Here is a 14011-nt window from a genome sequence, read left to right on the forward strand (position 1 = left end):
GGCGAAAGCGGATGGCGGCGCCGGTCTCACTCGGCCATGGCCTCGCGCAGGCTGCGCGGGCGCATGTCGGACCAGATCCCGGAGATGTGCGCCAGGCAGGTCTGGCGGTCGCCGCTGATGCCGACCTCCTGCCAGCCGGCCGGCACCGGCTTGTATTCCGGCCAGATCGAGTACTGCTGCTCGGCATTGACCACCACGTGGAACTGGGTATCGGCTTGGTCGAAACTCATGGCTTGGCTCCTGGTTCGGTCGGGCGGCACGGTGCCGCATCACTGGTTACAGACGGATAAAGACGCGAATAATTTTCATTAACAACGGCTAGTCGGCGGCCAGCGCCCGCGCCGGCCCGCCGATGGCCTGCAGGGCATCGGCGCTGGCGCGCGCGCGCTGCTCGCCGGTCAGCTCGACGAGCCGGCCGCCGTCCATCTTCAGCAGGCGGTCGGCCTGGTCGAAGTAGTGATCGTCGTGGGTGATCGCCAGCACCGTCTTGCCCAGTGCCTTCAGTTGCGGCAGCAGCTCGCGGTAGAACAGCCGGCGGAACAGCGGGTCCTGGTCCGCCGCCCATTCGTCGAGCACCAGGATGTCGCGCTCCTCGAGCATCGCCAGCAGCAGCGCCAGGCGCTTGCGCTGGCCCTGGGAGTAGCGGGTGTCGAGCAGCCGGCCGCCAGCGTGGCGGACCTTGTGCGCCAAGTGCAGGCGCTCCAGCCAGTGGTCGGGCCTGCCCTCTTCGGCCTCGCCGCCCTCGGGGCCGAGCAGCCGGGCGAACAGGTGAAAATCGGTGAACACGCTGGAGAACAGCCGCCGGTAGGCCGGCCATTCGGCCTCGTCCAGGGCACGGCCGTCGAGCAGGATCTGCCCGGCCACCGGCCGGTAGAGGCCGGTCAGGAGGCGCGCCAGGGTCGACTTGCCGCTGCCGTTGCCGCCGACCAGGAACAAGAGTTCGCCGCGCTCGATGCACACATCCAGCGGGCCGACGTCGAATCCGCCCTCGTCACCTTCGCCGGGGTAGCGGTAGACCACCCCGCGCAGTTCCAGGCGCTGCCAGGCCGGCGCCGGCGCCGGCGCCTCGAAATCGCGGCACAGCGGCGCCAGCTCCAGCGCCTCCAGCGCGTCCAGGGCGACCCGCGCGGCGAGCAGGCTGGGCAGCGAGCCCACCGCGGCGATCAGCGGCGCGCGCAGGAACAGCACGGTGAGGGCGAAGGTCGCCGCCACCGCGGCGCCGGCCCAGCCCAGGCCGCCGGCGCAGTAGAACACCAGGCCGATGCTGCCGAGCACCATGATGTTCGCCCAGTTGCCGGCCAGGCCGTTGTAGATGTCGGCGCGGGTCACGTGGTGGCGGTAGGCCTCGGCGTCTGCGTCGAACTCCTCCTCGTACAGGCGGCGGGCGCGCTCGCGGTTCAGCGCCAGCTCCTTGCGCCCGTCGATCAGCGCCTGGTAGTCGCGGTAGAGGCGGTCCTCGGCCTCGCGCAGCAGGCGGATGTGCCGGTTGACCCGGCCGACGCACAGCCAGCCGACCGCCAGGGTGAAGCCCATCCAGGCGAGGGTCACGGCGAACAGCGGCGGCGACAGCCAGGCCAGGTAGGCGAAGGCGGCGACGCTCAGCACCAGGCCGTAGACCAGCTCCGGCAGGTGCACGAAGGCGATGGTGATGTTGCGGATGTCGCTCGACAGGCTGGCGAGGATGCGCGAGCCGCCGAGTTGCTCCAGGCGCTGGATGTCGGTGTCCAGCAGGCACTTCACCAGGTCCCGGCGCAGGCGGTAGACGAAGCGGTGGCCGAGGCGATGCAACGACACCTGGGCAGCCGCGGCGACCAGCAGCAACAGCGCCAGCAGGGCGCCGAACTGCGCCAGGGCGAGGCCCGGCCGCTCGCCGACGGCGATCAGCCGCAGGTTGATGAAGGCGAGGGTGCCGATGCTGAGCAGCACGCTGGCCAGGCTCAGCAGCATGACCCCGGCCAGGGTGCGGGGATTGTCGCGAAACAGCAGGCGAAGCAGTTTCATGGGGTCGTCCTGTGCGCTGCGCCGTCCGGCGCAGACGGGTCAGTCGTCGGGTTTCAGGCGGTCACGGCAGTGACCCAGGGCGTCGCGGATCAGGAAGTGCACGGCGGTCGGCGAGGCGCCCAGGCGGGCGGCCACCTCGCGCTGGCTGTAGCCTTCCAGCTGGGTCATGGCGAAGGCCGTGCGGGCGCGCTCGGGCAGCTCGTCGAGAGCCTCGAGCAGGGCGCTCCATTCGCACTGGCCGAGGGTCGCCCGTTCCGGCGAGGGGGTCGTCGCGACCTGCTCGCCGAGCGACGCCTCGTCGACGTGGTAGCGGTTTTCGAGGATCAGCCGGCGCAGGCGGTCGATGGCCTGGTTGCGCACTACCCGGAACAGGTAGCGGACCGGACACTGGATGTTCTGCACGGCACGGCCCTCCCAGAGCTTGAGGAAAGCCTCCTGGACCACGTCCTCGGCCAGCGAGCGGCAGCCCAGCACCTTGAAGGCGACCTCCACCAGCAGGCGCCACTGGCCGGCGTAGATGGTTTCCAGCTCCGTTTCCAGCGCATCCGCCGCGACCTGCACGCCGAGCGAACACGCAGCGCAACCCTTCATCGACAGCTTCCCTGACTCGAGCGAAGCAGCGAATCTAAATGATAAATATTATCAATACAATACTAGCAATCCGGCAAAGTCGCATCCTTGACGCATCGGCCGCCATCCGCCGCTATTGCTCCGTCCCGGCGAAACGGGTACAGCTAGGCGCCCGCACGCCCGCTCAGGAGCACTGCACGCCCATGCTGTCCACGGAACTTCTGCTCCTCGCCGTCCCGGCGGTGCTGCTGACCGGCCTGTCCAAGGGCGGCTTCGGCGGCGCCTTCGGTGGCATCGCGGTACCGCTGCTGGCGCTCGCCGTGCCGCCCACCCAGGCCGCGGCGATCATGCTGCCGATCCTCTGCACCGCCGACCTGGTCGGCCTGCGCGCCTACTACGGCAAGTGGGACCTGGCGAACCTGAAGATCATGCTGCCCGGCGCGCTGCTCGGCGTGCTGCTCGGCGCGCTGACCTTCGGCATGCTCGACGAGCGGGTCATCGCCCTGCTGATCGGCAGCATCGCCGTGGCCTTCGTGCTGCTCAACCTGCTGCGCCCGCCGGCCAGCACGGCCGGACTGCCGCCGGCCCGCGGCAAGGGCACGGCGCTCTCCACACTGGCCGGCTTCACCAGCTTCGTCGCCCACGCCGGCGGCCCGCCGGTGATGATGCACCTGCTGCCGCAGCAACTGGACAAGGTGCGCTACGTCGCCACCATCAACGTGTTCTTCCTGCTGACCAACGCGGTCAAGCTGCTGCCCTACGCGCTGCTCGGGCAGTTCTCCACCGACAACCTGCTGAGCAGCCTCGCCCTCGCGCCGCTGGTGCCGCTCGGCGTGTGGGCCGGCCTCTGGTTGCAGAACCGGGTCAACCACGTCTGGTTCTACCGCATCGCCCGCGCCGGCCTGCTGCTCGCCGGGATCCAGCTGATCGCGCAGAACCTCTGAGCCGGCAGCGTCCCGCTGAGGCGGCAGCCCGGACGCTGCACCGCGCGGCCCTTTTGCCTTAAGCTGCGCAGCCAGCCGCTTCGCATAGCGCTTCGAAGAGCATCGCCGTTCCCCGACTTGCCCCCAGGATCACCGAGATGAACACACGCCACCTTCTGCCCCTGCTTGCTCTGACCCTCCTGCCCGGCGCCGCCTTCGCCCATCCCGGGCATGGCGAGAACGGCCTGATCGCCGGCCTGCTGCACCCCTTCGGCGGCCTCGACCACCTGCTGGCGATGCTGGCCATCGGCATCTGGGCCGCGCTGCAGCCGCGCGCCCTGAAGCTCGCCGTGCCGGCCGCCTTCCTCGCCGCGCTGCTCGGCGGCTTCGCCCTGGCCGTGGCCGGCGTCGGCCTGCCGCTGGTGGAAACCGGCATCGCCCTCTCCGTGCTGCTGAGCGGCCTGCTGATCGCCGGCGCCGCCCGCCTGCCGGCACCGCTGGCGCTGACCCTGACCGCCGCCTTCGCCCTTCTCCACGGCCACGCCCACGGCTTGGAAGCCAGCGGCAGCCTGGCGGCCTTCGCCGTCGGCTTCCTCGCTTCCAGCCTGAGCCTGCACCTGGGCGGCGGCCTGCTCGCCACCGCCGTGCAGCAGCGCCTGCCCCTGCTGGCCCGTGGCGCCGGCGCGGCCATCGCCGCCAGCGGTGCGCTGATGATGATCTGATCGCCGCCCGGCGACAGCCAGCCTCCGGACCGGGCCAGGTGCCCGGTCTTTTTTTGCGCGGCCGCACGGAGAGGCACAAGGCCGATCACCTTTCAGTGACCCAGATCAACAAAAACCCCATTTTCTGCAGGAATTGCGACAAAACCTCTGTCACTATCGCGACACTTTGTCGCGAGAGTTGTTCTCACCGACACATAACCATTTGATTCTTATGAAAGAATCAAGCCTGGCATGATTCGTGAAGAAAACAAAGCGAAGCCCACTGAAATGCTCCTCGGAGGAACCGCCATGAACATGCAAGCGTTCGGCATTCTGACCCTGACCTTCAGCCTGTTGGCTCTGAGCAACGTACAGGCCGACGAGATCATCGGGGAAACCGAAGACCGGACGGCCGGCCAGTCGGCCGGCGGCATGACCGGCATGATGGTCGGCGCCATCGGCGGCCCGATCGGTGCGCTGATCGGCGCCGGCGTCGGCGCGCTGGTCGGCAGCTCCGGCCAGGAAGCCGCCAACAGCGGCGAGCACGCCCATCAGGTGCGCACCGACAGCGGCACGGTGAAGACCGTGCGCTCCCCCAACCGCCGCTTCGCGGCCGGCGACCAGGTCGAGACCCGCGGCAACCGCCCCTATCCCACATCCGCCGGCAAGTCCGCCGCCCTGGCCGACAACGGCGACACGCGCACCCTGCGCTGAATCGCCTGCCGCTGCCCCGGCGGCTTTGGCATCGCGTTTTGCGCCGCCTCGCCGCCCGCTCCGGGTGACAGGCGCCGGCGCTCGGCCCTCCAGAGCGTCCGCTCCCGGCCCGCCCCAGGCCACGCAGCGACGATCCGTGCCGAAGCTCCACCCCCACTCTAAGCAAAGGTCCGCACTCGCCGATGGCGAGGAGAAGGTGCTGCGCTCGCCGCCGGCTCGCCCCGAACACACCAGCGGCTCTCTCCCGCCGCGCCCGGCGTGTCGCCAGTCCATCGCTCCAGCAGCCTCATCCATGCCGCCGCCCCACGGGGGCAGCACGGCCTGCCGTGAAGGTCAAGCGGTCCCAAGCACAAAAAATTGTTTCTTTTCTTGACCCACATCAATTGTAAGGGTAATTTCAGTTCCAACGGAGACGGAAGCCCTGCCAAAAGCAGCGCCTCAGGTCCCGCTCGACGATTTGACCCGGATCGCTGGAATGTTTCCTCGGAGGAACCGCCATGAAAAAGCTCGGCACCCTGGCTCTGACCCTCGCCCTGCTGGCCGCCGGTAGCGTGAACGCCGCCGAAGTTCTCGAGGAAACCAAGGATCAAACCACCGGCAAATCGGTCGGCGGCATGAACGGCATGATGATCGGCGCCATCGGTGGTCCGATCGGCATGCTGATCGGCGCCGGCATCGGTGCCCTGTTCGGCGGCGAAGCCCAGGAGGCCACCGGCCTCAGCGACCGCGCCTACAAGATCCGCACCGCCGATGGCAAGGAAAAGGTGGTGCGCTCGACTGAAGCGTTCGCCGTCGGCGACAAGGTCGAGACCCGCGGCAACCGCGCGTTCAGCGATGTCGCCAAGGCGGATGACAGCCTCTACGACAGCGCGCTCAGCTACCGCGAGTAAGTTATTCCACACCAAAAGCCCGGCTCTTCAGCCGGTTTTTTGCTTTGTGGGATTCGGTTGAATTGGTGTGGGCGTTAAGTCCCACATAAAACATCACACTTTCCTCGGCCCGAGCGACAGGTTTCGCCTTGCACGGCGACTCACTTTTTTCAGTCGCGAAAAAAGTAAGCAAAAACGCTTGCCCCTATCATCCGGCCCTGCGCTACGCTCCGGGTCCCCTCCCTCCGTCGTCGCTTCAGGGACACGCTGCGAAGGGCCATCCATGGCCCTCGCAGCTCTCGCGGCATCCATGCCGCTCGATCCCTTGCGCAACGACTCCGCTCGGCCTTCTGAAAGGGGCGTTCGGCGCTGCCTGAAAATTTTTGCATCAGCAGCAAGAAGAGCTTTTGGGCTTCTGCCCAACCATCAGCCCCCCAACCCCGTCAGGAAGCCGAGCGCAGGCATTGCAGAGGGGGACGCGAGGCATGGACGCCGAGCGACGAACGAAGGGACAGGGACGTCCCTTCGTGAGGGGCCCCCGGAGCAGTGCCGGAGCGAGGGAACCCGTAACGAAGCGCAGCGCAGTGGAGGGCCGGATGTCGGGTGCCCTTCTCTTTGGTCACTTTCTTCTTGGGCAAGCAAGAAGAAAGTGACTCGCCGTGCAGGGCGAAACCTGTCGCTCGGGCCGAGGAAAGCAGGCAGCTTGAATAACCGAAGGCTAGGCCAACACCACCCTTCTGACTTGTCAGCAAATCCTCGGCAACTGCTCCCCATTCAACCAGTCCACCATCCGGCTCCCGCCGAACAGCGTCTCCATCTGCACGAAGCAGCGCTCGTCGGCCACCACCGTGCCGATGATCGCCGCCTCGCGCCCCTGCGGATGCTCGCGCATGACCTCGAGCAGACGCTCGGCCTGTTCGGCCGGGCAGATGGCGATCAGCTTGCCCTCGTTGGCCACGTACAGCGGGTCGAGGCCGAGGAATTCGCAGGCGGCGCGCACCGGCTCGCGCAGCGGGATGGCCCGTTCGACGAGTTGCATGCCGACGCCCGACTGGCGGGCCAGTTCGTTGAGGGTGTTGCCCAGGCCGCCGCGGGTCGGGTCGCGCAGGCAGCGGATCTGCGGCACCGCCTCGACCATCGCGGCGACCAGGCCGTGCAGGGCCTGGGAGTCGGAGCCGATGTCTGCCTCGAAGCCGAGCCCTTCGCGCAGCGAAAGGATGGTCACGCCGTGGTCGCCGATGCTGCCGGAGAGCAGGATGCGGTCGCCCGGCCGGGCCCGATCCCCGGAGAGGTAGAGCCCCGGCGGCACCACGCCGACCCCGGTGGTGGTGATGAACACCCCGTCGCCCTTGCCACGCTCGACCACCTTGGTGTCGCCAGTGACCACCGGCACGCCGGCCTCGCGGGCGGCGGCGGCCATCGACTCGACGATGCGCGCCAGGTCGGCCAGCGGAAAGCCCTCCTCGAGGATGAAGCCGGCGGCCAGGTAGCAGGGCCGGGCGCCGGCCATGGCCACGTCGTTGATGGTGCCGTGCACGGCGAGACTGCCGATGTCGCCGCCGGGGAAGAACAGCGGCGAGATCACGTGGCTGTCGGTGGCCATCACCACCCGCCCGGGCGGCAATTCGAACTGCGCCTGGTCGTTGCGCTGGTCCAGCCATTCGTTGCGCAGGGCGCGGGCGAACAGCTCCTCGATCAGCTGGCCCATGGCACGGCCGCCGCTGCCGTGGACCATCTCCACGCTGCCGTTCTTCAGATCGAGCCGGCTCATCGGGCCACCCCCACGGCAGCCTGGCGCTGGCGGCCGTAGGCGTACCAGGCGGCGCAGGCGCCCTCGGAGGAAACCATGCACGAACCGAGCGGGTTGTCCGGGGTGCAGGGGTTGCCGAACAGCCTGCAGTCGCGCGGGCTCTTCGCCCCGCGGAGGATCGCCGGGCATTCGCAGGCCTTGTTCTCCAGCCCGGTGCGTGGCTCGAGGGCGAAGCGCCGCTCGGCGTCGAACTCGGCGAATTCCGCGCGGATCTGCAGGGCGCTGTGCGGCACGGCGCCCAGGCCGCGCCACTCGAAGCTTTCGCGCAGCTCGAAGACCCGTTCGGTCAGGGCTTTCGCCTTGCGGTTGCCTTCGGCAGTCACCGCGCGGGTGAACTGGTTCTCCACCTCGGCGCGCCCCTCGTTGAGCTGGCGTACCAGCATCAACAGCGCCTGCAGCAGGTCCAGCGGCTCGAAGCCGGCGATCACCAGCGGCGTGCCGTACTGCTCGGGGAAGGGCGCGTAGGGCGCGCTGCCGATCACCGTGCTGACGTGGGCCGGGCCGATGAAGCCGTCCAGCTGCAGCTTGCCGGCACGCGCCTCCGGGGTGGCGAGGATGGCGTGCATCGCCGCCGGGGTCAGCACGTGGTTGCAGAACACCGAGAAATTCTTCAGGCCGAGCCTCTGCGCCTGCTCGATCACCAGCGCGGTGGGCGGGGTGGTGGTCTCGAAGCCGATGGCGAAGAACACCACCTCTTTACTCGGGTTGTCCTGCGCCAGCTTCAGCGCCTCGGCCGGCGAGTAGAGCATGCGCACCGCGGCGCCTTCGGCGCGCGCCTTGAGCAGGCTGACCCGGCCGGACGCGGGCACGCGCAGCATGTCGCCGTAGGTGCAGAGGATCACTTCCGGGCGGCGCGCCAGTTCGATGGCCATGTCCAGCCGGCCGATCGGCATCACGCAGACCGGGCAGCCCGGGCCGTGGATCAGCCGCACGCTGGCCGGCAGCAGGTCGGGGATGCCATAGCGAAAGATCGCGTGGGTGTGCCCGCCGCAGAACTCCATCAGCCGGTACTGGCGCGCGGAATCGGCCTCGGCGGCGATGCGCGCGGCGAGCTGGCGCGCGGTGGCGCCGTCGCGGAATTCGTCGACGTACTTCATGAGGCATCTCCCTGCGCGGCCTGCTCGGCCTCGGCCAGCCGGCCGAGTTCGGCAAGCAGCGCCAGGGTGCGCTGCGCCTCGGCCTCGTCGAGCTTCTGCAGGGCGAAGCCGACGTGCAGGATCACATAGTCGCCCACTTTCAGATCGTCGAGCAGGGCGACGTTGATAGTCTTGCGCAGGCCGCCGATGCAGGCGACCGCGCTCTGTTCGTCGAGCAGTTCCTCGATGCGGACCGGAATGGCCAGGCACATCACGCTTGTCCTCGTGTCGATGGGATGTCCGGTGCCAAGAGCACCACCCAGGCCTGGCCGAGGGCCAGACCGCCGTCGTTGACCGGCGCGCGCCGCGGCAGCAGCGGCTCGAGGCCGGCAGCCTGCAGGCGCGTGCAGAGCCCGTCGCGCAGCACGGTGTTCAGGAAGCAGCCGCCGCCTAGGGCGATCCGGCGCAGGCCGGTGGCTTCGGCCGCACGCACCACCCAGGCGGTGAGTGCGGCGATCAGCACGGCGTGGAACAGCTCGGCGCCGACCCGGCTATCGTGCGTATCCGCCAGGCGCGCGAGCAGCGGCGAGAGGTCCAGCCGGTTGTCGTCCCCGATCCGCCAGAGTGCGGGAACCGCTTCCGGCAGGCCGACCACCCGCGACTCCAGGCGCAGCGCCGCCTCGGCCTCGTAGCGCTGCCGTTCGCCGAGGCCCAGCAGACCCGCCGCGGCATCGAACAGCCGGCCGGCGCTGCTGCTTGGCGGGCAATTGAAGCCGCGTTCGAGCATCCGCGCAATGGCCGCGCTGCCGGGCTCGGCGGCGAAGCGCGTGGCGATCTCGTCGCCGCGGCCCAGCGCGTGCAGGGCGCCGGCGGCCATGCGCCAGGGCTCGCGGGCCGCCTGGTCGCCGCCGGGCAGCGGCAGCGGATTCAGCTCGCCGAGCCAGACGCAGCCGTCCGCCATCACCTTCAACAGTTCGCCGCCGCGCAGCCGGCCGTCGGCGCCGAGGCCGAAGCCGTCCAGCGCCAGGCCGAGCACCGGCTCGGCGAGGCCGTGCTCGGCCAGCACCGCGGCGATATGGGCGTGGTGGTGCTGAACGGGGTGCAGCGGCAGGCCGTGACGCTCGGCATGCTCGCGGGCGAAGCGGCTGGCGAAGAAATCCGGGTGCAGGTCGCAGGCGATGCGCTCGGGATGGACGCCGAGCAGCTCGCCGAACTGCGCCACCGTGCGCTCCAGGGCGCGGCAGGCGTCGGCGCTGTGCAGGTCGCCGATGTGCGGGGACAGCCAGGCGCGATCGCCCTGGGTCAGGCAGATGGTGTTCTTCAGCTGGCCGCCGAGGGCCAGCACCGAGGGGCCGCTGCGGGCCAGGCGGATTTCCTGGGGCGCCAGGCCGCGGCCGCTGCGGATCACCACCGGCGCGCGGCCCAAAGCGCTGACCAGCGAGTCGTCGACGCGATTGAGGATCTCGCGGTCGTGCAGCAGCCAGAGGTCGGCGATGCCGGCGAGCTTCTCGCGCGCCTCAAGGTTGCCGGTGATCAGCGGCTCGCCGCTCAAGTTGGCGCTGGTCATCACCAGCACCAGGTCCTGGGGCGCGGCGGTCCAGGCCGTGCCGGCCGGCCGCCCGGCGGCCTCGTGGAACAGCAGCCAGTGCAGCGGGCTGTGCGGCAGCATCATGCCGAGCCAGGCGAGATCCGGCGCTACTTCGGCGGCGAGCAAGCCATCGGCGGCGGGCCGCCTGCGCAGCAGCACCACGGGCGCGGCCGGGTCGATCAGCTCGTTCAGGCCGCTCGCGTTCAGCTCGACCAGGGCCTCCAGCGAGGCCGGGTTGGCGACCATCAGCGCGAAGGGCTTGGCCGGGCGGCGCTTGCGCCGGCGCAGCAGGGCTACCGCCCCGGCATTGCGCGCATCGCAGGCCAGGTGGAAGCCGCCGACGCCGCGCAGGGCGACGATTTCGCCGCGCAGGAGAGCCGCCAGCGCCAGGGCGACGGGATCGCCGGGCAGGCGCTCGCCGGATGCGTCCTCGCACCAGAGCTTGGGGCCGCAGGCCGGGCAGGCGATCGGCTGGGCGTGGAAGCGCCGGTCGGCCGGATTCTCATACTCGCGCCGGCAGGCCGGACAGAGTTCGAAGCCGGCCAGGCTGGTCTGGGCGCGGTCGTAGGGCAGGCGGCGGATCAGGCTGTAGCGCGGGCCGCAGTAGGTGCAGTTGATGAACGGATGGCGCCAGCGGCGGTCCTGCGGATCGCAGAGCTCTTCGAGGCAGGCCGGGCAAACCGCGGCATCCGGCGGCGGCGCCAGCGCCCTGCCCGCTTCGTCACGGCTCGGGACGATGGCGAAGCCGGCAAAATGCGCTCCGGCAGGGAGGCTCTCGCGCTGGATGGCATCGAGCCGGGCCAGCGGCGGCAGCTCGGCGGGCAGGCGCCGCTCGAATTCGGCGAGCGCCGCCGGCGGGCCCTGCAGGTCGATGCGCACGCCCTCGCCGGTGTTGCACACCTCGCCGGCCAGGCCGAGGGAGGTGGCCAGACGATGCACGCCGGGGCGCATGCCGACCCCCTGCACCCGGCCGCGCAGCAGCAGGCGCACGCCCGCCTTCGCAGCCTCGTTCAGAGCAGCGCCTCGAGGGCCTGCGCCTGGGCCCTGAGGGCGTCGATCCGGGCGCGCAGGCGGGCGCCGCGCTGGCGCTCGAGCCACGCCAGCCACTCGCCCATGCCCTCGCCGCTGCGCGCCGAGACGCGGATCACCTCGATGTCCGGGTTGACCCGCCGGGCGTAGGCGATGCAGGCCTCGACATCGAAGTCCAGGTACGGCAGCAGGTCGGTCTTGTTCAGCAGCATCAGGTCGGCGGCGTGGAACATGTCCGGGTACTTGAGCGGCTTGTCCTCGCCCTCGGTGACCGAGAGGATCGCCACCTTGTGCGCCTCGCCGAGGTCGAAGGCCGCCGGGCAGACCAGGTTGCCGACGTTCTCGATGAACAGCAGGCCGCCTTCGAGGTTCTCCAGCCGCGCCAGGGCATGGCCGACCATGTGCGCGTCCAGGTGGCAGCCCTTGCCGGTGTTGACCTGCACCGCCGGCACGCCGGTGGCGCGGATGCGCGCGGCGTCGTGGTCGGTCTGCTGGTCGCCCTCGATCACCGCCAGCGGCCGGTGCCGGCCGAGCAACTCGATGGTTTTGGTCAGCAGGGTGGTCTTGCCCGAGCCGGGGCTGGACACCAGGTTGAGGACGAACAGCGACAGGGCCTCGAAGCGCGCGCGGTTCTCGGCGGCGTAGCGGTCGTTCTTGCCGAGGATGTCCTGCTCGATCTGCACCATGCGGCTCTGGCTGAGGCCCGGCGCGTGGGCGCGGGCCGGGCCCTGGCCGAAGTGCAGGTTGAGACCCTCGACCACCAGCGGCGCGGCCTCGGCCGGCGCCGGGCGGCGCACGAAGGCGTGCTCGCGGTGATGATGGTCATGGCCGTGATGATGGTGGTGCTCGCCCTCGATCCGGGTTTCGCCCTCGGCGCAGCCGCAAACGGTACACATGCTTATTCTACCTCCAGTTCCTTGACCCGCAGCTCGTCGCCCTGGGTGACCTGCAATCGGTAACTGCCGCACTGCGGGCAGGCGTCGTAGCGCTGGCGGATCGCCACGCTGGCGTTGCAGCCGAGGCACCAGGCGCGCCCCGGCAGCTCGACGATCTCCAGGCGCGCGCCCTCGGCCAGGCTTCCGCGGGTCACCGCCTCGAAGCAGAAGCGCAGCGACTCGACCTCCACCGCGGCCAGCGGGCCGATCTCCAGCCACACCGCCTTGACCCGCTCGAAGCGCTGCGCCGCGGCCTGTTCCTCGAGGAGCTGGACGATGCCCTCGGCGATCGACATCTCATGCATGGACGATCTTCACCTCGAACGCGACGCAGGGATCGACCGCGAGGATCAGCGCGCGCAGCAGCGCCTCGCTGTCTTCCTCGACCACCCGCACGCCGCACAGCCGACGGCGCAGCGGGCCGTCGGCATGGAAATTCCAGTCGGTCGGCGCCAGCAGCTGCCAGGCGCCGACCGTCCCCTCGTCCAGGCGCACCCGGTGCAGCAGAGCGCCGCGGGCGGTCTGCGCCAGGCCGACGCCCTCCCCCGCGTCCAGTCCGCCCACCGCCGGCGGCAGCGGCGGCTGCTGCAGCGAGTCTATCGCCTGCGCCGTGCGCTGCAGCAATGCGCCGACGTGCTGCTCGATCTGCGCGGCCGCCGTCGCCTGCATCCCGGCAATGGCGGCCGGGCCGGTGATCCGCGGCGCACCGGCGATCTCGGCGCGGGCATCGCCGGCACGCAGCTGCGCCAGCAGCGCCGACAGAGCGGCCGGATCGAAAACCGCCGGCGGCGGGCCGCCGAGGGCGACCTCCCGCCAGCGGCTCAGACGCGGCCCCAGCCAGTCGGCCGGCGCCGGCAGCGCCAGATCGGCCCAGGCGGCGGCCAGCTCGGCCAGCGTCTCCTCAAGCTGCGGGTCGGCCGACAGCGGCGCGGCGCGCAAGGCGGTCAGCGGCTGCAGCCGCGCCGCACCGCGCCGGCACAGGGCGACCAGCACCTTGAGCCGTTCCAGCGGTAGCGGCAGCTCCCAGACCTGCACCAGGCGCAGCAGGGATTCGCGGATCAGCTCCAGCTCGGTGAGCCGGGTGCGGCCCTCCTCCACCTCGGAAATGGTCGTCCAGCCGGCGGCCCGCTCCAGCGCCCGCAGCGCCGCCACCTGCTGCGCCGCGGCGCACAGGCTGAACAGCAGCGGCAGGCGCGCCAGGGCCGCCTCCGCGGTCTGCCCGACCAGCAGGCGGGAAAGCTGCGCCAGCGGGCGCTGCAGCCGGGTATCGACGGCACGGATGACGCCGTCCTGCAGGCGAACCTCCACCCGCAGGCGCCCGGCCAGTTCAGCCAGGGCGCTCACGGCGCGCCGCCGAGGGCACGACGGAACAGCGCGCGGCGAGTCAGCTGCGCCGGCTGCGGCGGTTCGGGTTCGGCGAAGACCAGCCGCAGCACCTCCTCGGCCATCGCCCGCGCCCCGGCCTGGTCGGGGAAGTCCTGCATCGGCGAGCACAGCGAGGCGCTGGCGTAGCGGCCGAGGCTTTCGTCCTCGTGCAGGGTGCATTCGTAGTCGCCGGAGGGCAGCGACAGCACCGCGCGCGCGCCCTTGGCCGGCAATTCGGCCTCGGCCGGCGGCTGCCAGAACAGGTTCATGCACCAGGGCGTGATCAGCACGCCGAGCGCGCCGACGCCCTCGACCGCACGCCAGCCGAGCAGCTCCACGGCGAGCGCCGGGTTGTACACCGGCAGCCCGGCCATGCGCGTGCCGACCGCCCGGTAGTAGGCTTCGATGGCTTCGCGGCTGTGCATGAGCC

The 14011-nt window shown here is 70.5% G+C and carries 15 protein-coding genes; 4 read left to right on the forward strand and 11 right to left on the reverse strand.

Annotated features, from left to right (window positions below):
- Window positions 1–26: 26 nt before the first annotated feature.
- The 3 genes from ACG10_RS20355 to ACG10_RS20365 form a co-directional block, all read right to left on the reverse strand.
- Window positions 27–230: an MbtH family protein gene (locus ACG10_RS20355; protein ID WP_089169604.1), complete on the reverse strand. Its 204-nt coding sequence runs from the start codon at window positions 228–230 to the stop codon at window positions 27–29.
- A gap of 88 nt (window positions 231–318) precedes the next feature.
- Window positions 319–2001 carry a multidrug ABC transporter permease/ATP-binding protein gene (locus ACG10_RS20360; RefSeq protein ID WP_089169605.1) on the reverse strand — a complete coding sequence of 561 codons (1683 nt, stop codon included), beginning with the start codon at window positions 1999–2001 and terminating at the stop codon, window positions 319–321.
- Window positions 2002–2040: 39 nt separating this feature from the next.
- Window positions 2041–2592, reverse strand: a complete 552-nt coding sequence (locus ACG10_RS20365) for a sigma-70 family RNA polymerase sigma factor (protein ID WP_089169606.1) — start codon at window positions 2590–2592, stop codon at window positions 2041–2043.
- A 182-nt stretch (window positions 2593–2774) separates the two neighbouring features.
- Between ACG10_RS20365 and ACG10_RS20370 the strand changes: the two genes are divergently transcribed.
- From ACG10_RS20370 to ACG10_RS20385, 4 genes are all read left to right on the forward strand, one after another.
- The gene (locus ACG10_RS20370) at window positions 2775–3515 is read left to right on the forward strand and encodes a sulfite exporter TauE/SafE family protein (protein WP_089169607.1); all 741 of its coding nucleotides are present in this window, start codon (window positions 2775–2777) and stop codon (window positions 3513–3515) included.
- Between the two features lie 137 nt (window positions 3516–3652).
- Window positions 3653–4216 (forward strand): HupE/UreJ family protein, encoded by a 564-nt coding sequence (locus tag ACG10_RS20375; protein ID WP_089169608.1) that lies wholly within the window; start codon window positions 3653–3655, stop codon window positions 4214–4216.
- A gap of 294 nt (window positions 4217–4510) precedes the next feature.
- Window positions 4511–4909: a hypothetical protein gene (locus ACG10_RS20380; RefSeq protein ID WP_089169965.1), complete on the forward strand. Its 399-nt coding sequence runs from the start codon at window positions 4511–4513 to the stop codon at window positions 4907–4909.
- A gap of 497 nt (window positions 4910–5406) precedes the next feature.
- Entirely contained in the window at window positions 5407–5799 is a 393-nt protein-coding gene (locus ACG10_RS20385; RefSeq protein WP_089169609.1) for a hypothetical protein, read from the forward strand.
- Between the two features lie 724 nt (window positions 5800–6523).
- On the opposite strand, the gene hypE is transcribed toward ACG10_RS20385, so the two are convergent.
- From hypE to hybE, 8 genes are read right to left on the reverse strand one after another with little or no spacing between them, the layout of a single operon-like run.
- Window positions 6524–7549: a hydrogenase expression/formation protein HypE gene (hypE, locus tag ACG10_RS20390; protein WP_089169610.1), complete on the reverse strand. Its 1026-nt coding sequence runs from the start codon at window positions 7547–7549 to the stop codon at window positions 6524–6526.
- Window positions 7546–8685 carry a hydrogenase formation protein HypD gene (hypD, locus tag ACG10_RS20395; protein ID WP_089169611.1) on the reverse strand — a complete coding sequence of 380 codons (1140 nt, stop codon included), beginning with the start codon at window positions 8683–8685 and terminating at the stop codon, window positions 7546–7548. Before hypD ends, hypE begins: the two co-directional genes overlap by 4 nt.
- Window positions 8682–8936 carry a HypC/HybG/HupF family hydrogenase formation chaperone gene (locus ACG10_RS20400; RefSeq protein WP_089169612.1) on the reverse strand — a complete coding sequence of 85 codons (255 nt, stop codon included), beginning with the start codon at window positions 8934–8936 and terminating at the stop codon, window positions 8682–8684. The genes hypD and ACG10_RS20400 overlap by 4 nt, the downstream gene beginning before the upstream one ends.
- Entirely contained in the window at window positions 8936–11242 is a 2307-nt protein-coding gene (gene hypF, locus ACG10_RS20405; protein ID WP_089169613.1) for a carbamoyltransferase HypF, read from the reverse strand. The genes ACG10_RS20400 and hypF overlap by 1 nt, the downstream gene beginning before the upstream one ends.
- A gap of 20 nt (window positions 11243–11262) precedes the next feature.
- Window positions 11263–12177, reverse strand: coding sequence for a hydrogenase nickel incorporation protein HypB (hypB, locus tag ACG10_RS20410; RefSeq protein ID WP_089169614.1), 915 nt, complete (start codon window positions 12175–12177; stop codon window positions 11263–11265).
- Window positions 12178–12179: 2 nt separating this feature from the next.
- The gene (gene hypA, locus ACG10_RS20415; protein ID WP_169531149.1) at window positions 12180–12521 is read right to left on the reverse strand and encodes a hydrogenase maturation nickel metallochaperone HypA; all 342 of its coding nucleotides are present in this window, start codon (window positions 12519–12521) and stop codon (window positions 12180–12182) included.
- On the reverse strand, window positions 12514–13560 hold the full coding sequence (locus ACG10_RS20420) for a nickel-dependent hydrogenase large subunit (protein WP_089169615.1): 1047 nt from the start codon (window positions 13558–13560) through the stop codon (window positions 12514–12516). The genes hypA and ACG10_RS20420 overlap by 8 nt, the downstream gene beginning before the upstream one ends.
- Entirely contained in the window at window positions 13557–14006 is a 450-nt protein-coding gene (hybE, locus tag ACG10_RS20425) for a [NiFe]-hydrogenase assembly chaperone HybE (protein ID WP_089169616.1), read from the reverse strand. The genes ACG10_RS20420 and hybE overlap by 4 nt, the downstream gene beginning before the upstream one ends.
- Between the last annotated feature and the right edge of the window lie 5 nt (window positions 14007–14011).

Source organism: Azotobacter chroococcum, from assembly GCF_002220155.1.
Taxonomy (GTDB): domain Bacteria; phylum Pseudomonadota; class Gammaproteobacteria; order Pseudomonadales; family Pseudomonadaceae; genus Azotobacter; species Azotobacter chroococcum.